At 63.2% G+C, this 17,401-nt stretch carries 13 protein-coding genes; 6 read left to right on the top strand and 7 right to left on the bottom strand.

The window, feature by feature from the left end:
- Positions 1-3 precede the first annotated feature (3 nt).
- The 5 genes from JN279_RS10225 to JN279_RS10205 form a co-directional block, all read right to left on the bottom strand.
- Positions 4-150 (bottom strand): hypothetical protein, encoded by a 147-nt coding sequence (locus JN279_RS10225; protein ID WP_019861232.1) that lies wholly within the window; start codon positions 148-150, stop codon positions 4-6.
- Positions 151-175: 25 nt separating this feature from the next.
- Positions 176-430, bottom strand: a complete 255-nt coding sequence (locus tag JN279_RS10220) for a GlsB/YeaQ/YmgE family stress response membrane protein (protein WP_010911563.1) — start codon at positions 428-430, stop codon at positions 176-178.
- Positions 431-541: 111 nt separating this feature from the next.
- On the bottom strand, positions 542-745 hold the full coding sequence (locus tag JN279_RS10215) for a hypothetical protein (RefSeq protein ID WP_096457914.1): 204 nt from the start codon (positions 743-745) through the stop codon (positions 542-544).
- Between the two features lie 91 nt (positions 746-836).
- Positions 837-1,457: a ribonuclease D gene (locus JN279_RS10210; protein ID WP_096450286.1), complete on the bottom strand. Its 621-nt coding sequence runs from the start codon at positions 1,455-1,457 to the stop codon at positions 837-839.
- 78 nt (positions 1,458-1,535) lie between these two features.
- Complete coding sequence (locus tag JN279_RS10205) at positions 1,536-2,921, bottom strand: M20/M25/M40 family metallo-hydrolase (RefSeq protein ID WP_096450288.1); 1,386 nt, start codon at positions 2,919-2,921, stop codon at positions 1,536-1,538.
- A 445-nt stretch (positions 2,922-3,366) separates the two neighbouring features.
- Here JN279_RS10205 and polA point away from each other — a divergent pair, with 445 nt between their 5' ends.
- The gene (gene polA, locus JN279_RS10200; protein ID WP_202352668.1) at positions 3,367-6,324 is read left to right on the top strand and encodes a DNA polymerase I; all 2,958 of its coding nucleotides are present in this window, start codon (positions 3,367-3,369) and stop codon (positions 6,322-6,324) included.
- A 177-nt stretch (positions 6,325-6,501) separates the two neighbouring features.
- Here polA and JN279_RS10195 read toward each other — a convergent pair whose 3' ends face one another.
- The gene (locus tag JN279_RS10195) at positions 6,502-6,906 is read right to left on the bottom strand and encodes a Fur family transcriptional regulator (RefSeq protein WP_095199553.1); all 405 of its coding nucleotides are present in this window, start codon (positions 6,904-6,906) and stop codon (positions 6,502-6,504) included.
- Between the two features lie 245 nt (positions 6,907-7,151).
- Between JN279_RS10195 and JN279_RS10190 the strand changes: the two genes are divergently transcribed.
- The 5 genes from JN279_RS10190 to amrB all read left to right on the top strand — a co-directional run bounded on the left by JN279_RS10190 (position 7,152) and on the right by amrB (position 15,462).
- Positions 7,152-9,353, top strand: a complete 2,202-nt coding sequence (locus JN279_RS10190) for a caspase family protein (RefSeq protein ID WP_202352667.1) — start codon at positions 7,152-7,154, stop codon at positions 9,351-9,353.
- Between the two features lie 58 nt (positions 9,354-9,411).
- Complete coding sequence (locus JN279_RS10185) at positions 9,412-9,852, top strand: hypothetical protein (protein ID WP_244734510.1); 441 nt, start codon at positions 9,412-9,414, stop codon at positions 9,850-9,852.
- Positions 9,849-10,556: a DUF4760 domain-containing protein gene (locus JN279_RS10180; RefSeq protein ID WP_202352666.1), complete on the top strand. Its 708-nt coding sequence runs from the start codon at positions 9,849-9,851 to the stop codon at positions 10,554-10,556. Before JN279_RS10185 ends, JN279_RS10180 begins: the two co-directional genes overlap by 4 nt.
- A 56-nt stretch (positions 10,557-10,612) precedes the next feature.
- A complete protein-coding gene (locus JN279_RS10175; RefSeq protein WP_244734508.1) occupies positions 10,613-13,591 on the top strand; it encodes a caspase family protein in 2,979 nt (992 codons plus the stop codon).
- A 149-nt stretch (positions 13,592-13,740) separates the two neighbouring features.
- On the top strand, positions 13,741-15,462 hold the full coding sequence (gene amrB / locus JN279_RS10170; protein WP_244734506.1) for an AmmeMemoRadiSam system protein B: 1,722 nt from the start codon (positions 13,741-13,743) through the stop codon (positions 15,460-15,462).
- On the opposite strand, the gene JN279_RS10165 is transcribed toward amrB, so the two are convergent.
- Complete coding sequence (locus tag JN279_RS10165) at positions 15,463-17,289, bottom strand: MORN repeat-containing protein (RefSeq protein ID WP_202352665.1); 1,827 nt, start codon at positions 17,287-17,289, stop codon at positions 15,463-15,465. It lies immediately after the preceding gene.
- Positions 17,290-17,401 lie beyond the last annotated feature (112 nt).

Below are 17,401 nucleotides of genomic sequence, written 5' to 3'. Positions count from 1 at the left end.
GACTCAGTTCTGCTGGATCGAAATGCCCTTGTCGTCGATCTTGAGTTCCACGCCTTTCGGCTTGGTCTGCTCGCGGTAGACATAGACGCCGAGCGCGATGACCACGACGACGAGCGCGCCAATGATGAGATAGAGCGTATTCTGCTTCATGGCGCGCCCTTTGTCGTCTCGAGCCTCAGGCTCGTTTCAGGACCTTGACCAGCACCAAGAGGATGATGGCACCGATCGTGGCGTGGATGATGGAAGCAATGACGCCGCCGCCGATGGAGAAGCCGATCCGTGGCAACAGCCAGCCGGCGATGAACGCGCCGACGATGCCGACGATGATGTTGCCGATCAGGCCGAAGCCGAAACCGGAAACGATGAGACCGGCAAGCCAGCCGGCGATAGCACCAATGATGATGAAGACGAGCAGGCTTTCGACGCCCATGGTGATTTCCTCCGAGCAAAGTGGGCGAGCGCGGAGCGGAAGGCTCCGAATCGGCCCCGATATCAACGGCTTCAGGCTATTCGAAAGCAGCTGGCCTCGCCAGCTTCGCGGTCATTCGTCGTTGTCGCCACTGGCAGTGGGCCGCCAGCTGGTCGGCTCGACCTTCTTTTGCGTGTTGCTGTCGATGTAGACCCACCAGCCGCCATCACGATATTGCGCGATGGATTCGTTGACGACGCCGTCGCTGTCCTTCCACATGACAGAAACTTTGGAGCCGTCGGTCGGCGCTGTCGACATCGGCTTTCGGTCGGCCATCCAATCCCCCATCGAGCCGTTAACCTGGGCCGACAACGCGGCGGCCAGCATCTGGTTCCAGCCGGCCACCGGCCAGGAGGCTTTCAAGCGATCAGCTGTGCGCGAAGATATCCTCTTCGTCCCAGCCCATCAGGTCAAGCTTGGCCCGCGTCGGCAGGAAGCGGAAGCAGGCATCGGCCTCCTTGGCCCGCCCCTCGCGCGCCAGCCGCCCGGCCAGCACATCGCGCAGCCGGTGCAGATAGAGCACGTCGGAAGCGGCATATTCGAGCTGCTCGGGCGACAGCGTCTCGGCCGCCCAATCCGATGATTGCTGCGCCTTTGACAGGCCGACGCCGAGAAGCTCGAAGCAGATGTCCTTCAGCCCGTGACGGTCAGTATAGGTGCGGGTCAGCCGTGAGGCGATCTTGGTGCAGAACACCGGTTCGGGCATCACCCCGAACGCGTTGTAGAGCACGGCAAGGTCGAAGCGTCCGAAATGGAAGAGCTTCGTCACGCCGCGATTCCTGAGCAGACTGACGAGGTTCGGCGCCTTCTTCTGGCCGGGCGCGATCTGGATGACATCGGCGCTGCCGTCACCAGGCGATATCTGCACCACGCACAACCGGTCGCGATGCGGGTTCAGCCCCAGCGTCTCGGTGTCGATAGCCACCGCCCCGACGTTGTAATGCGAAAGGTCGGGCAAATCATGCTTGTGGAAACGGATGTCAGCCATTGTCTTCTCCGGTCGCGGCGTTCCCCGTCCTCGCCGCGATCCGGTGAAAAATCAACAAGAAAACGACTTTTGAGCCGCTCAGCGTGTTAGTGCATCGAGAATACGCGCCCAGGAGCGCTGACCCTTGTGGAAGGAGGATAGCTCGTATTTCTCGTTGGGCGAGTGGATGCGGTCGTCGTCGAGGCCGAAGCCGACCAGCAGTGACTCGATACCGAGATAAGTCTGGAAATCGCCGACAACCGGGATTGATCCGCCACTGCCGGTGGTGACCGCCTGTTTCTCCCATTCGTCCGACAGTGCGTCCTTGGCCTTGGCCAGGAACGGCGAGTCGTAGGAAAGCTGGATCGCCGGCGAGCCGCCATGCGGGTGGAATTCGACCGAGCAATCGGCTGGGATACGTTCCCGCACGAACGCCTGAAACGCAGCACGGATTGCCTTCGGGTCCTGCTTGTGGACGAGGCGGAACGACACCTTGGCCGAGGCTTCCGCCGCGATCACCGTCTTGAAGCCCTTTCCAGTGTAGCCGCCGATGATGCCGTTGAACTCGGCGGTCGGCCGCGCCCAGGTCAGTTCCAGTACCGAGCGGCCTTTTTCGCCCGAAGGGATCGACAGGCCGACGGGGCCGAGGAAAGTCTCGGCCGTCTCGCCCAGACTTTCCCAAGACTTCAGAACCTGTGAGGGTGTTTCCTCGACGCCGTCATAGAAGCCTGGAATGGTGATATGACCATCCTTGTCGTGGATGTCGGCCAGCACCTTGGCCAGGATGCGGATCGGATTGGCGGCAGCACCGCCATAAAGCCCCGAATGCAGGTCGCGGTCAGCCGCCTTGACCGTGACCTCCTCGCCAACCATCCCGCGCAGCGAAACGCAGATGGACGGCGTCTCGCGGTCCCACATGCCGGTATCGCAGACCAGCGCGAAATCGGTACTGAGCTCGTCGGCATTGGCCTCGAGGAACGGCTTCAGCGACGGTGAACCGGATTCCTCCTCGCCCTCGAACAGGATGGTGACACGGCACGGCAGAACGCCATGCACCTGTTTCCAGGCGCGGCAAGCCTCGACGAAGGTCATCAGCTGGCCCTTGTCGTCGGCCGAGCCGCGGCCAGTGATCACCTTGTGGTCAGGCCCAACCTGCTTGATGGCGGGCGCGAACGGATCGTTTTCCCACAATTCGATCGGGTCGACCGGCTGCACGTCGTAATGCCCGTAAAACAGCACATGCGGCGCGCCGGCCGGCCCCTCATGATGCGCAACCACCATCGGATGTCCCGGCGTGTCGCGCACGCTGGCATCGAAGCCGATCAGCTTGAGCTCCGCCACCAGCCATTCCGCCGCCTTGCGGCAGTCGGCGGCATAGGCCGGATCGGTGGAGATCGACTTGATCCTGAGCAGGCCGAACAGCCGCTCCAGGCTCTGGTCGAGATTCTTGTCGAGACGGTCGAGGACGGGGGAAACTGCGGACATTTGGCAAGCCTTTCGATTCAGTGGCGGAACCGTAAAGGCAGAGCGGCGAAACGAAAAGCCCGGGACGATTGGACCACGGCGCCTATCGGCTGCCGCAGGCCAAAGAAGTCGGCTGCCGCGAGGCAAAAAAAGACCGCCGTGGTGGAGGGGGAACCACGGCGGCCTCATACTCGAAACGATGCGGCAGCCCGGAGAGGGGGGATAGGCTGCCGCAATTGTCCGGGATAGGCGGGGGACGGGCCTTGCTCCGGACTTCGGCGAAAACTGCCGATGACGTGTATTTGGGTCTCTGAACGTGGCGATTCAAGGGCATCAACGTTACACTTTTGTAACGTGCCCGTGATCGGGCCTGTAGAACCCCGATCTGTCAGGGTGTTGCCGGAACCGGTACCTGACGGTGTCTTTGGCATGGACCAAGCCATCGCGCCGCGCTATCCCTGCCGGCATGAAAAAAGGCGATCATCTCTTCCTTGTCGACGGCTCCGGCTACATCTTCCGGGCCTATCACGCACTGCCACCACTGACACGCAAATCCGACGGCCTGCCGGTCGGTGCCGTTTCCGGTTTCTGCAACATGCTGTGGAAGCTGATGCAGGATGCCCGCAACACCGATGTAGGCATTGTGCCGACGCATTTCGCGGTCATTTTCGACTATTCCTCGAAAACCTTCCGCAACGACCTCTACCCCGAATACAAGGCCAACCGTTCGGCACCGCCGGAAGATCTGATCCCGCAATTCGGCCTGATCCGCCAGGCAACCAGGGCGTTCAACCTGCCTTGCATCGAGATCGAAGGTTATGAGGCCGACGACCTCATCGCCACTTATGCCAGGCTGGCCTGCGAGGCCGGTGGCGACACCACCATCATCTCCTCCGACAAGGATTTGATGCAGCTGGTCGGCGATACGGTCGGCATGTACGACCCGATGAAGGACCGTCAGATCGGCATTCCCGAGGTCATCGAGAAATGGGGCGTGCCGCCGGAAAAGATGGTCGATTTGCAGGCGCTGACCGGCGATTCCGTCGACAATGTGCCCGGCGTGCCCGGCATTGGCCCTAAGACGGCGGCGCAATTGCTGGAGCAGTTCGGCGACCTTGACGGGCTGCTGGCCCGCGCCGGCGAGATCAAGCAGGACAAGAGACGCGAATCGATCATCGCCAACACCGAAAAGGCGCTGATCTCGCGCCAGCTGGTGACGCTGAAGAACGATGTGCCGGTGACCGACGGGCTGGACGATTTCGTCCTCCATGCCCCGGACGGGCCGAAGCTGATCGGCTTCCTCAAGACCATGGAATTCACCTCGCTGACCCGCCGCGTGGCGGAAGCCACCAGCACCGAGGCCGGCGACGTCCAGGCCGTCGCTGTGACCGTCGAGCGCGCCGACCATGCGCATGGCCCCGACGTTGGGGCGGGAGCGCCAGTGGTGTCCCGGGGCGGCGCCCAGCCGGCCCAGGCCAACGGTGAGGCAGCCGCCGCACCCGACAAGGCCAAGCAAGGCGACACCCCTTCCCTGCTCTCAGCCTTGCGGCTGGAGCGCGCGGCCACCAGCAAGATCGACACGGCGGCCTATCCCTGCATCCGTGATATCGCGACGCTGAAGGCCTGGGTCGCCGAGGCGCGCGAGGCTGGCATCACCGCCTTCGACGTCAGGGCGACATCGGGCGATCCGATGCAGGCCGAACTGATCGGCATGGCCATAGCCACGGCGCCCGGCCGCGCCGCCTACATTCCCTTCGCCCACAAGAGCGGCAATGGTGACCTGCTCGGCGGCGGCACGCTCGAAAACCAGATCCCGCTGCGCGAAGCACTGGCGGTGCTGAAGCCGCTGCTGGAGGACAAATCGGTCCTCAAGATCGCGCAGAACCTGAAATACGATCTCGTCATCATGAGCCGCTACGGCATTGATGTCGCGCCCTTCGACGACACGATGCTGATCTCCTATGTGCTCGATGCCGGCACGCCGCACGGTCATGGCATGGACGCACTGGCCGAGAAATGGCTCGGCCACACCCCGCTCCAGCTCAAGGACGTGACCGGTTCCGGCAAGAGCTCGGTCGGTTTCGATCAAGTCGACATCGACAGGGCGACGGCCCACGCCGCCGAGGACGCCGATGTGACGCTGCGGCTCTGGCTGGTGCTGAAGCCCAGGCTTGCCGCCAAAGGGCTGGTCTCGGTCTATGAGCGGCTGGAACGGCCGCTGGTGCCGGTGCTGGCGCGCATGGAACAGCGCGGCATTTCGGTCGACCGGCAAATCCTGTCCAGGCTGTCGGGCGAGCTGGCGCAGGGCGCTGCCCGGCTCGAAGAGGAAATCTACCAGCTCGTCGGCGAGCGCATCAACATCGGCTCGCCCAAGCAGCTCGGCGATATCTTGTTCGGCCGCATGGGCCTGCCCGGTGGTTCGAAAACCAAGACCGGCCAATGGTCGACCTCGGCGCAACTTTTGGAAGACCTTGCCGCCGAAGGCCACGAACTGCCGCGCAAGATCGTCGACTGGCGCCAGCTGACCAAGCTGAAATCGACATATACCGATGCGCTGCCGGGCTTCATCCACCCGGACACCAAGCGCGTCCACACCTCCTATGCGCTGGCAGCAACAACGACGGGCCGGCTGTCGTCCTCCGATCCCAACCTGCAGAACATTCCGGTGCGCACCGCCGAAGGCCGCAAGATCAGGACCGCCTTCATCGCCGACAAGGGCAACCGGCTGGTCTCGGCCGATTACAGCCAGATCGAACTGCGCGTGCTCGCCCATGTCGCCGAAATTCCGCAATTGCGGCAGGCTTTCGCCGACGGTGCCGATATCCATGCCATCACCGCCTCCGAAATGTTCAACGTGCCGGTGGAGGGCATGCCTTCCGAAATCCGCCGCCGCGCCAAGGCGATCAATTTCGGCATCATCTACGGCATCTCCGCCTTCGGCCTCGCCAACCAGCTGTCGATCCCGCGCGAGGAAGCCAGCAACTACATCAAGAAATATTTCGAGCGCTTTCCCGGCATCCGCGACTATATCGAGGAAACCAAGGCCTATGCCCGCGAGCACGGCTTTGTCGAAACCATCTTCGGCCGCCGCATCCATTACCCGGATATCCGCTCGTCCAACCCGTCGCTACGCGCCTTCAACGAGCGCGCCTCGATCAACGCCCGCCTGCAAGGCACCGCCGCCGACATCATCCGCCGCGCCATGGTGCGCATGGAGGAGGCGCTGGACAAGGCAAAACTGTCGGCCCGCATGCTCCTGCAGGTGCATGACGAACTGATCTTCGAAACAATCGAGGCGGAAGTGGAGGCGACGATCCCGGTCGTGCGGCACGTCATGGAAAACGCGGCGATGCCGGCGGTGTCGATGTCGGTGCCGCTGCACGTCGACGCGCGAGCCGCGAACAATTGGGACGAGGCGCACTAGCGCCAACGCAAGGTGTGTTGAGATTCAGGTCAGGCCGAGTCGAAAATGGTGGGTTCCGAGAACCGGAGCGGAGCGTACTTTTGGGTACGTGAGCTCAGTTCTACTGCGACGCAGTAGAACGGGGAAGCGGAGGAAGCCGCCGTTTGCAGGCCGGCCTCACCTGAATATCAATACACCTTAGGCCGCCTCAGCCCTGCACTTCGCACACACGCCGCGAAACTCGATCACCGCCTTCTTGGCGGCGAAGCCGGTCGAACTGACCCATTCATTCAGCCGGTGGTCGACATCGTGATCCGACATCTCCGTCACTTGTCCGCATGTGTCGCAGATGGCGAAGGCGGTCATTGAATGGCTGTGGTCGTGCGGCTCGGCGCAGGCGACGAAGGAGTTGATGCTTTCCAGCCGGTGCACGAAGCCCGACTTTACCAGCGTGTCGAGTGCCCGATAAACCTGCAGCGGCGCGCGGAAACCGCGTTCACGTAGCTGGTCGAGCAAGGTGTAGGCGCTGAGCGGTCCGCTGGCGGCCTCGAGTTTCTCGAGCACGCACACCTGGTTTTTCGTCAGCACATCCCTTGCCGCCATGGTTCTGTTCCAACTTGTCCTGCGCCATTCCCAGGCTGTTTGCCCGTGCAAACGGCCCGATCCCAATCAGATAGCGACGAACCGTCGTCTTTGCTACTCTTCTGTTGTTGTCCCGGGCCAATCGATGACGTGCCGGCACATTTGACGATGGCAGGGTTGATGGCGGAGCGACATTCAAAATACTGACAAAATCCTCGACGAGGGTGGTTTCGCTTGGGAAATTCGATCGGGCTTGGGGAAGCGATATGATCAAATTGACACGCCGGACGCTGCTTGTCGGCACGTCGGCGCTGATGGCGGCCGGTACGCTCTCGTTCCGGGCACTGGCGGCATCGCGCACCTATCATGCGCTGCTGGTCGCCTGCACCGAATATCCTGCCCTGCCGCAGAGGAACTGGCTGATCGGGCCGAAGAACGATGCCGGCCTGGTGCACGAGTATCTGCTGAAGAACGTGCCCGACCCGGTACGCTTCGCGCCCGAAAACGTCACGCTGCTCGCCAAGGATGTGCCCGGCGCCAACGGCTTGCCGACCCATGCGGCGATCAAGGCGGCGTTGGCGGATCTGGCAGCCAAGGTTCAGCGTGACGATTTCGTCTATCTGCATCTATCCGGCCATGGCGCCCAGCAGCCTGAAATGGTCAAGGGCGGCGAGACCGACGGGCTCGACGAGATTTTCCTGCCGGTCGACATCGAGAAATGGATAAACCGCGACGCCGGGGTGCCGAACGCGCTGGTCGACAATGAGATCGGCGACGCGCTCGACGCCATCCGCAACAAGGGCGCCTTTGTCTGGGCCGTCTTCGACTGCTGCCATTCCGGCACCGCGACCCGCGCCGTAGAGGTCGACGACGAGCTGGAACGCAAGGTTGAGTTCGCCGATCTGGTCGGCGGCGACGAGGCCGCCAGGGCGGCGGCCATCAAGACCTATGAGGACACGGTCGCAAGCGCCTCGCGCGGCCTCGACGAGAATGGCGCGCGCAAACCCGCCTTCAACCTGACGCCGACTGGCGGCGAGCCGATCACCAAGGGCAAGCTGGTCGCCTTCTATGCCGCGCAGACGGTGGAAACGACACCGGAGATGCCGCTGCCCAAGGGCACGACGGACGCGCCGCGCTTCGGCCTGTTCACCTTCACCATCCTTTCGAAACTGGCCGAGAATCCCAACGTCACCTATCGCCAGCTTGGCCAGGCCGTGCTGCAGCAATATTCGGCAGACAGCCGTACTCGGCCGACGCCGCTGTTCGAGGGCGAACTCGACGCGCGCGTCTTCGGCACCGACAAGACCGACGCGGTCATGCAGTGGCCCATCGTCGTCAAGGACGGCGAGGCGACGATCGGCGCCGGCCTGCTGCATCGCCTCACCCCGGGCAGCAGGCTCGCCATCCTGCCCTCGGCGCTGTCGTCGCTGTCCGACGCGGTCGGCTATCTCGAAGTGGAGTCGGCCAAGAACCTGGAGAGCCACGTCAAGCCGGTCGAGTTCGAGAAGAAGCCGGCGCTCAAGCTCACCGACATTCCCGCCAACGCCTATGCGCGGGTGGCGGAGATCGCCGTCGACTACAAGCTCGCCGTCGCGCGGCCGGCCGCGACCAAGGGATTGGAGAAGGAAGCCGAACTCGTCAATTCGGTTCTCGACGAACTGGCCGCGGCCAAGGAGACTGGCTTCAACATCGAGCTGGTCGATCCCGGCAAGAGCGCCGAACTGCGCTTCGCGGTGATGCGCGAGAATGCCATTGAAGGCGCGGCCGGGGACGCCACCGACAAACCAGCGCTGTGGTTCCTGCCGGCATCGGGCGACGTGACCCTGAAGGACGGCAGCAAGCCGCCGCTGATCATCATCCATCCGGACGATCGCCAGAAGCTGGTCGACGCAACGGCCAGGAATTTGCGCACCATCTTCCGCGCCACGGGCCTGTCGCGGCTGGCAGCGGCCTCCGACTACAAGCCCGAGGATGTCGACGTGCAGTTCCAGGTCAAGCGCCGCGACAAGGATGGCCTTGAACCGCTGCAGGCTTCCGCGGTGCCGCGCGTCTCGCCGGGCGACGAAGTGCATGTGCTGGCCAAGAACAGTTCGGACCAGCTGGTCGACATCAACGTGCTCTATGTCGGCAGCGACTATTCGATCACCCACATCGTTGCCGAGCGTCTTGCCCCGCAAGCCACGCTGGAGGAAGGGCTGCTCGCCTTCACCGACACCAGCTTCGGCATGGAACGGATGATCGCGGTGCTGACCGAGGCGCCGCCGGAGAGCGAGAAGGAGGATCTGAGCTTCCTGGCGCAGGACGGCGTCGCCTCGATGACCCGCGGCCTCGGCCCCGCCAGTTTCTCCGACATGCTCGCCGATATCGGCGCGGCACCGCCGACCCGCTCGGTGATGCGGCTTGCCGACAAGAGCGGCCCGAAGGGCGCGGTGATGATCTTCCCGATGGAGACGGTGCCGCGCGCCTGAGTTCCGGTGCCAGGGCCGCACGGCCCTGTTGCGCCGGCTCTTGCGCGATTGGCGCGATATGAGAACATTCCCGGCCGCCATGGCGCATGTCGGCTGGACGAAGCAGATAGGATCGATTGTGAAGAATTCCGTGTTTTCCTGGCGCGTGGCGGTGGCCGGCTTGGCCGGCAGCCTGTTGCTGGTCGCCAACGCTTCGGCAGAGGACGCTTGCGGCCTGTGCGTCAAGCAGATCGTCACCAACTCGGAACTGGCGACCTGTTTTCTCGATCAGTACGACCAGATCGCCAAAAGCAAAAGCAACGCTGTCGTGGTCGATCTCTCGAGCTGTGCCTCGCGCGGCATCGTCGAGGCATTGCCGTCACCGACAAAGGCGCCTGCGGAACCGGACGTGCAGTTCATGGTCTCGCGCCCGCAACTGCAGTGCCTAAAGAAGCAGCTGGAGACGCCGGGCATCGTGCTTGATCCCTCCGCCACCATCGAACTGGACAACTGCAAATGAAGAAGCCGGGGGGCACGACAAAGCAGACACGGATGGCCGCGCCCGCCAAGGTGCCGGCGGCGAAGCAGACGCTGCCGGAAACCACGGAAGGTTTCCCCTGGCCAAGCAGCCACGAGATCAAGAAGGAGAGCAATCCCTTCACCGATCGCGACTGGCGCATGCTGGTCTATGCCTGGTCGGGCTTGCTGGTGCGTTTCGCCATCATCTTCACCCTGGCATTCTCGGTCTACCAGTTCCTCGCCAACCAGGAGCAGAAGCGCGTCGAGCAGACCATGTCGCTGGTCGAGCTCTGGGAAACCAAGGACTACCAGCAGGCGCAGCGGGCGCTGAAGGATCGTCTCGCTGCCCTCAATGCCAAATACGACAATCTGCTCAGCGCCAATCCTTCGCCGACCGAGGAACAGGTGTTCCGTCAGCGCATCGGCATCGAGGCGATGACCGCCTCCGGTGGCGACATGCCGCTCGCCGACTTCAACGAGAATTTCGACCGCATCGTCTATTTCCTCAACCGCTTGTCCTTCTGCGTCGACGGCAACCTGTGTTCGCGCAAGGTCACCGATGCCTATTTCCGCGACTATGCCGTCTCGTTCTGGAGCTATTTTGCCGGCTATGTCGACAAGCAGCGCAAGGCCGGTTCGCCGACTTTTGCCACGGCGATCGAGGCCTATGTGCGCAACGGGCAACCGGCGGCCGAAGCCAAATAGCGATGAGACAAGTCCGGGTCAGCTTCCGCCTCATGCGTGCCTGCAGGTGGCTGGCCATGGCTGGAGCTTTGGTCACGGCCTCGGCCGTCCGCGCCGAGGACGCCCCGGATTTCCATCTCGACCTTGACACTGGCGGCCATACCGCACGGATTGCCGACCTCGCTTTCACACCTGATGGCGAGGATCTGGTCTCGGCATCCGATGACAAGACCATCCGCATCTGGGACTGGCAGAGCGGCGTGACGCTGCGCACCATCCGCGGCTATCTCGGCTATGGCAACGACGGCAAGATCTTCGCGGTCGCGGTCTCGCCGGACGGCAAGACGATCGCCGCCGGCGGCTATTTCGGCGCTGGTCTCGGCGACAAGCCGCCCTATGGCGATATCAGGCTGTTCGACTTCGCCACCGGCAAGATCAAGGCCGTGCTCAAGGCCGCCGACTACGCAACCTATGACCTCGCCTTCTCTCCCAACGGAAAGACGCTTGCCGCCGGCGGTGCCGACGGCGTCGTCTATCTCTGGAAACAGGACGACAAGGCCACGTCTGGCTGGACGCTGGACAAGAAGCTCGATGCTGATTCCTGGCACATCGACAAGCTGGCCTTCGCCGCAGGAGGAACCCGACTGGCGGCAACGACGACCGACAACGGCATCCGGCTGTGGGACGTCACCAAGGGCGAGGAGATCGCCTTGCCGGCTGAAGCCGAGCCATTGCGGGACATCAGCGTCATGGCGCTAGCGGCCTCGCAGGATGGCAGCCTGTTCGCCACCGGCAGCAAGGACGGCCAGGTCCAGCTCTGGCGCGCGGCCGACGGCACGCTCGTGCGTGCCTTGCCGAAGCAGGATTTCCTCATCGGCTCGCTGACCTTCGCCAAGGGGTCGTTTCTGGTCGCCTCATGCGGCTATCGCTGCGCCGACAAGCATCGCTCCACCGTCTGGAATACCGACAGCGGCGAGAAGCTGCTCGACTACAGCGGCCACGACGGCACCGTCTATGCCAGTGCCGCCAATGCCGACGGCTCGCTGGTGGCGACCGCCGGCGGCACCCGCAACGCCATCCAGGTCTGGGACCCGGCAACCGGGCAACGCAGGGCCTTGCTGCAAGGTGTGGGAGAGCCGGTGACCGCTGTCGGCGTCGATCCGGCGAACGGCATCATCGCCTGGGGCAATGCCAACCCCTGCCCGGAGCGCGTGGCTTGCCCGGAACAGCTGGGCGCGCTGGACAAGACGCTGGAACTGCCCACCACCGAGCGGTTCTTCGACGACCCGCAGCCCCTGACCGAGCCCGGCTCGTTTGCACGCGCAGCACTTGCCGACGGCCAGTGGTCGCTACACGCCACGGCGGGTGGCAAGGATGCGCTGGAAAACGCGGTGCTGGAGATTGCCAATGGCGGCAAAATGGTGCGCTCGATCGAAAACGACGCCACCAACGGCTTCGTCCATTCCGCCTTCACGCTGATCGACAACGGACTTGGCCTGATCACCGGCGGCAGTGACGGCACGTTGCTGGAATACAAGGCCGCGACCGCCAGGGTTTCCGGCGAATTCATCGGCCATGCCGGCGAAATCAACGCCATGGTCGCCTCGGAGAAAGCCGGCCTGCTGGTCACCGGTAGTGCCGACCAGACGCTGAGGCTGTGGAACCTGAAGACGCACGAGCTGATCGTGTCGATGTTCTTTGCCGGCTCGCAATGGATCGCCTGGATGCCGCAGGGCTATTATTATTCCTCGGACGAGGGCGACAAGCTGATCGGCTGGCAGGTCAACCAGGGCCGCGATCATGAAGGCCGTTTCATCCGCGCCGGCCAGTTGAAGAAATACCTCTGGAGCCCGGAAATGGTGCGCCGCGCCATCATCCTGCGCAGCGCCAAGCAGGCGGTCAAGGAGATGCGGCCGGGCGTCGACGACGAGTTGCAGAAGCTATTGCAGCGCAAGCCGCCGGAATTCGACATCCGGCTGGCCGACGACCAGAGCAAGGTCCGTGACGGTTATGTCGCCGTGGAGATCACAGGCGCCAAGGAGGCCGGCACCGATGTCGCCGGCTTCTCGATCTTGTCGAACAGCCGCAATGTCGGCGACATTGCCACGCGTTCGGCGGACGGCAACAAGACCATCGTCGAGATCCCGGTCGAGAATGGCGAAAACACCATCCGTATCACCGGCACCAACGAGTATGGCTATCTGACCGAGCGCAGCGTGACGGCGCTGGCAAGGAAGGTCGAAAAGGCCGAGGCCAAGGGCAAGCTCTATGTCGCTGTCATCGGTGTCGACAAATATCCGTTCCTGACCGACGCCTGCTCCGGCCACGCCTGCGACCTGCGCTACCCCGTCGATGATGCCACCGAATTCCTCAAAGTGATCGCGCAGAAATCGGCGCCTTTGTTCTCCTCGATGGAGACGCTGGTGCTGGTCAACCGCGAGGCGCTCGACGAGAGCCCCGACAAGGCGCAGCAGACCTACACGGTTGCCAGCGCCGATAACATCATGGAGCCGGACTCGCACACGATCGACGACCAGCTTGCCGATTTCCTCGACAGACCAGGCGAGCACGACACCACCATCATTTTCGTTGCCGGCCATGGCATCAACATCGACGAGGACTACTATTTCATCCCGACCGATGGCCGCAAACAGGATGCCGATCGCTGGAAGCGCTCCTCGCTTGTCGACTGGGGTGACATCCAGAAATCGGTCGAGCGGGCCAAGGGCATGCGCTTCATGCTGCTCGACACCTGCCATGCCGCCAATGCCTTCAATCCGCGCCTGGAAAAGGACGCGCAGGACGCGCGCATCGTCGTGTTCTCGGCGACCGCCGCCAACAACACCGCCGCCGAACTGCCGGAGCTCGGCCACGGCGTCTTCACCTATTCGATCCTCGAAGGCCTGCGCGGCAAGGCGCGGACTTCCGATGGCGGCGTCACGCTGTTCGGGCTCGCCGATTTCATCTCGCGCGAAGTGGAGCGGCTGACCGCGTCGAAGCAGAAGCCGTTCTACTATGTCGGCGGCGTGGAAAATATTGTGTTGGCCGAGCCGTGAGGGGGCTGCGCCAAGCCACCCCCCTCTGTCCTGCCGGACATCTCCCCCTCAAGGGGGGAGATTGGCTGTCATATTCGACTTCGCAAATCTTCAACGTCTCAAACGATCAACCGGCGACGAAGAGACTAATCTCCCCCCTGGAGGGGGAGATGTCCGGCAGGACAGAGGGGGGGCGCCTCGCGCGATCGTGGCTGGGTATCGCAGCAGCATTTTTCCTCTTCTTTACCCTTCCCTTCCACGCCTTCGCCGCCCCTGTCGTCTGCCCGCCCGGCACCGAAAACTTCCCGCCCTTCTACGACGACGCCACTTTGTTCAAGAACGCCATCGCCAATGCCGCCAGTGTCCCGCTATCCAACCAGCGGCTGACCGGCATCACCGTGCCACATCATCTGCTGGCCGCCGACCTCGTGGCACTCGGCTTCCGGGCAGCCTCCGGCTTCCGTTACAAGCGCATCGTCATCCTGTCGCCGGACCATTTCCACAAGACGCACAAGCTCTACGCCACCACGACGCGCGGCTTCGACACCGTGCTTGGCCCGGTGGCCGGCGACAGCGATGCGGTGCGCCTTCTGGAGACACATGGCGACATGGTCGAAGACTCCTGCCTGTTCGACAAGGAGCATGGCGTGCGCGCCATGCTGCCGTTCCTCCACTATTATTTCCCGGAGGCGAAGATCGTGCCGGTGGCAATGTCGGTGAAGGCGAAGCGCGGCGACTGGGACAGGCTGGCGGAGGCGCTCAAACCGATCGTCGACCGCGACACGCTGATCGTCGAATCCACCGACTTCTCGCACTATCTGCCGCAGCATGATTCCAGGCGTTTCGACCAGCAGACGCTGAACATGCTGGCCGCAAGCTCGCTCGACGGCATCGCGGCCCTGCGCCAGCCCGACCATGCCGATTCCGTCGGCGCGCTCTACGTCCAGACCAGGCTGCAGCGTGAATTGTTCGGCGCCCAGCCGCTGGTCGTCGCCAATGAGAATTCGCAGGAACACACGTCCGACTACGTCGAGCGCACCACCAGCTATGTCGTGGCGCTATTCGGCGCCTTCGGCCCCGGCTTCAACAACCCGGCGCGGCCAAAGGACAGGATCTACTATCTCGCCGGCGACGTGAATTTCGGCCGTGCCATGAAGAAGATTTTGGTCCGCGACGGTGTTGCCGACAAGATCGTCGACAGCATCCTGGCGCTGACCGGATCGCGGCCGCTGATCGTCAATCTCGAGGGCGTCATCCTGCCCAACGTGCCGGAAGCGATCGACGACATGACGCTGGCCATGCCGGAAGATCTCGCGGCCAGCATGCTGAAGCGGCTGCATGTCGCCGGCGTCAGCCTCGCCAACAACCACGCCTATGATCTCGGTCCATCAGGCTATGCCGAAACGCTGCGCGCGCTGGGCGAGGCCCGCATCCCGCATTTCGGTCAGGGCGAGACGCTGGCACTGGACGATCTCGACCTGGTCGGCTTGACCGACATCGACACCAACGGCTCGAAGAACACCGACCTGCTCACTCCTGCCTTGCTCGACCGGCTGCTGCACGAAAATGCCGAGCGGCCGGTGGTCGCCTTCGTCCATTGGGGCCGCGAGTACAAGACCGAACCATCCGCGCGCGAAGACATGCTTGCCGACGAGATGCGGCTGCGCGGTGTCTCGGCCATTGTCGGTGGCCATCCGCATGTGTCGAGCGAGGCGATCGTCCCGCTTGCCGGCGGCGATGTGGCGGAGGTCTATTCGCTCGGCAATTTCCTGTTCGACCAGAGCGCCGAGCGCTCGTCCGGATCGATGCTGGAACTGCGCGTCTTCGCCCAGGGCACGATCTTCGTCAGGCTCATCCCGCTGCCCAACTATTTCGAGATGGGCCGGAAGTAACTAGCCGCAGCCGATCATCTGCCGCGGCAGATAGCACGCCGCAGGCTCGGTCTTGGTCTCGAACAGCGACTGCTTCGGCCGGAAATAGAAGAAGGTCACCGGCTTGCTCTCGCGCACGCTGCCGTCGGCAAAATGCGCGGCGATGCTGAAACTGTGGATCGACGACATCGCCGACCACATTTTCAGCCGCGCCGTGTAGGCGCTGACATTCTTGTTGCCGCGCACCGGCATGGCGATCGTGTAGTCGTGTTTGCCGATCGGGAATTCGATGTTCTGGTAGCGCATGGCTTCGGGGTTGCCGCCACCGCCATCGCCGCATTCGGCCATCGGTTCAGGCGTCTCGAAGACCGCCATGGTCATCTGAGCGCGAAACGGCTCGCTCTGCTGGTAGACATTGCCCTGATCGTCGGCCCAGGAATAGTCTAACTTGCCGATTGCATTCAGCGTCATCGCCTGATTGAAATTGCCAAGATAGTCGCCGACCTCACCGAACTTGATCTTGTTGGTGAGCTGGCTGCGGCAGACGTTGAGACTGTCGACCGACGGACAGGGAAAACGCCCCGTTTCCAGGCTCGCCGTATCGACGCCGGCCTCGTCGAGCACGCTCTTGATCGACACGTCGACGCCATCGCCGAAACCGCCGATGTCCTTGGTGAACATGCGGCTTGGCTGGCCGGTCGGATTGCCTTCCTCATCCACCGTGGTGAACTGGATCGACATCTTCATGTCCTTGGCGTCGCCCCAGCCATTGTTGAGAACAGAGAAATCCGGCCGGAAGCCGATGCAGCCAAAATGCTCCGAGATCGACAGCATCGGTTTACGGTAGGCGTCGCTGGCAGCGACCTTCATTTCCAGACTTTCGAGCTTGACCCTGGACTCGTCCGTCGTCTTCAGGTCGACCTCGGCAAAGGCCGGCGTGTTTTCCCAATCCGGACCGTCATAGACATTGGTGGTGTTGACCGTTCCGGTGCCGTTCCAGGCGTCATTGTAGAGGTTCTCCTCCGGATAGATCGCCACGTCCTCGTCGCGCACCAGATGCTGGTATTTCATGTCGGCCTGCTGGGTCATGCGCTGGTCGACAATGACGCCGATCTCGACCTTGTCGGCATCGCCGCCGCCGGCCTGCGCCTTGAGCAGGCCGCCGACCCTGGCATCGGCTAGGACGTCGGGACGCGAACCGCCGACCTCCTTGCCCATCACCCATTGCGATTCATAGACCGTGCCGCCGGCAAGCCGGGTCTGGCCCTTGCCGTTCTTCAGCCCGCCGACAAAGGAGCCGGCGAAGATCTCGCCTGTATTCGACAGCAACCGGCCCTGGCCATTCGGGATGCCGTCAACGAATTGGCCTTCATAGCGATTGCCGTCGGCATCGATATGCATGCCCTTGCCGTTGAGTTCTCCGGCTAACCAATGGCCATCGAACACTTCCCCAGAGCGCAGCTCGAGCCGGCCTTGCCCACCGGGCCGGCCGTTCCTGACATCGCCGAAATAGCTGGAATAGACGGTCTTCGGATCATAGCTCGCCGAGCCGCGCACCCGCCACACCAGCCTGCCCTTGCCGTTGATCGTGCCATCCTGCGCGATCGTCTTGTCGGGCGACTGGCCCGCCGCCGGCTCCCAGACGAAGTCGAGGTTTTTCTCGGGATGAAAGTCCCAGACACGCACGGTCCTGCGCAGCACGGAGCGTGTGTCGGCCCGATAGAGGATCTGCACGCGCTCCGCCCAGGCGCCGCCGACAGGGGCGGGATCGGCGAAAGCCGTCGAAAGCATCAACGTGGCCAGCATCGATGCGGCCGCGACCCCGAACACTACCCTTGCCCGCGCCATCCCTTGAGCCCCTTGGATGCCTCGCCCCCTTGGCAAGCCAAGCGTAGTCGGGGCACGGGCCTCGTGCAAGGGAAGCCGTGCGGAAGGATCGGCACGAAAAAAGGCGGCGGGA

This window comes from Mesorhizobium sp. 113-1-2, from assembly GCF_016756475.1.
In the GTDB taxonomy this organism is placed as follows: domain Bacteria; phylum Pseudomonadota; class Alphaproteobacteria; order Rhizobiales; family Rhizobiaceae; genus Mesorhizobium; species Mesorhizobium loti_C.
This window is presented reverse-complemented; position numbering and strand designations above follow the sequence as displayed.

Coding starts and splice junctions, on each gene's coding strand:
- JN279_RS10210 (WP_096450286.1), bottom strand. CDS start 1,457: ATGGCTGACATCCGTTTCCACAAGCATGATTTGCCCGACCTTTCGCAT.
- JN279_RS10165 (WP_202352665.1), bottom strand. CDS start 17,289: ATGGCGCGGGCAAGGGTAGTGTTCGGGGTCGCGGCCGCATCGATGCTG.
- JN279_RS10205 (WP_096450288.1), bottom strand. CDS start 2,921: ATGTCCGCAGTTTCCCCCGTCCTCGACCGTCTCGACAAGAATCTCGAC.
- JN279_RS10185 (WP_244734510.1), top strand. CDS start 9,412: ATGAGAACATTCCCGGCCGCCATGGCGCATGTCGGCTGGACGAAGCAG.
- JN279_RS10175 (WP_244734508.1), top strand. CDS start 10,613: ATGGCTGGAGCTTTGGTCACGGCCTCGGCCGTCCGCGCCGAGGACGCC.
- polA (WP_202352668.1), top strand. CDS start 3,367: ATGAAAAAAGGCGATCATCTCTTCCTTGTCGACGGCTCCGGCTACATC.
- JN279_RS10225 (WP_019861232.1), bottom strand. CDS start 150: ATGAAGCAGAATACGCTCTATCTCATCATTGGCGCGCTCGTCGTCGTG.
- JN279_RS10220 (WP_010911563.1), bottom strand. CDS start 430: ATGGGCGTCGAAAGCCTGCTCGTCTTCATCATCATTGGTGCTATCGCC.
- JN279_RS10215 (WP_096457914.1), bottom strand. CDS start 745: ATGGCCGACCGAAAGCCGATGTCGACAGCGCCGACCGACGGCTCCAAA.
- JN279_RS10190 (WP_202352667.1), top strand. CDS start 7,152: ATGATCAAATTGACACGCCGGACGCTGCTTGTCGGCACGTCGGCGCTG.
- JN279_RS10195 (WP_095199553.1), bottom strand. CDS start 6,906: ATGGCGGCAAGGGATGTGCTGACGAAAAACCAGGTGTGCGTGCTCGAG.
- JN279_RS10180 (WP_202352666.1), top strand. CDS start 9,849: ATGAAGAAGCCGGGGGGCACGACAAAGCAGACACGGATGGCCGCGCCC.
- amrB (WP_244734506.1), top strand. CDS start 13,741: ATGTCCGGCAGGACAGAGGGGGGGCGCCTCGCGCGATCGTGGCTGGGT.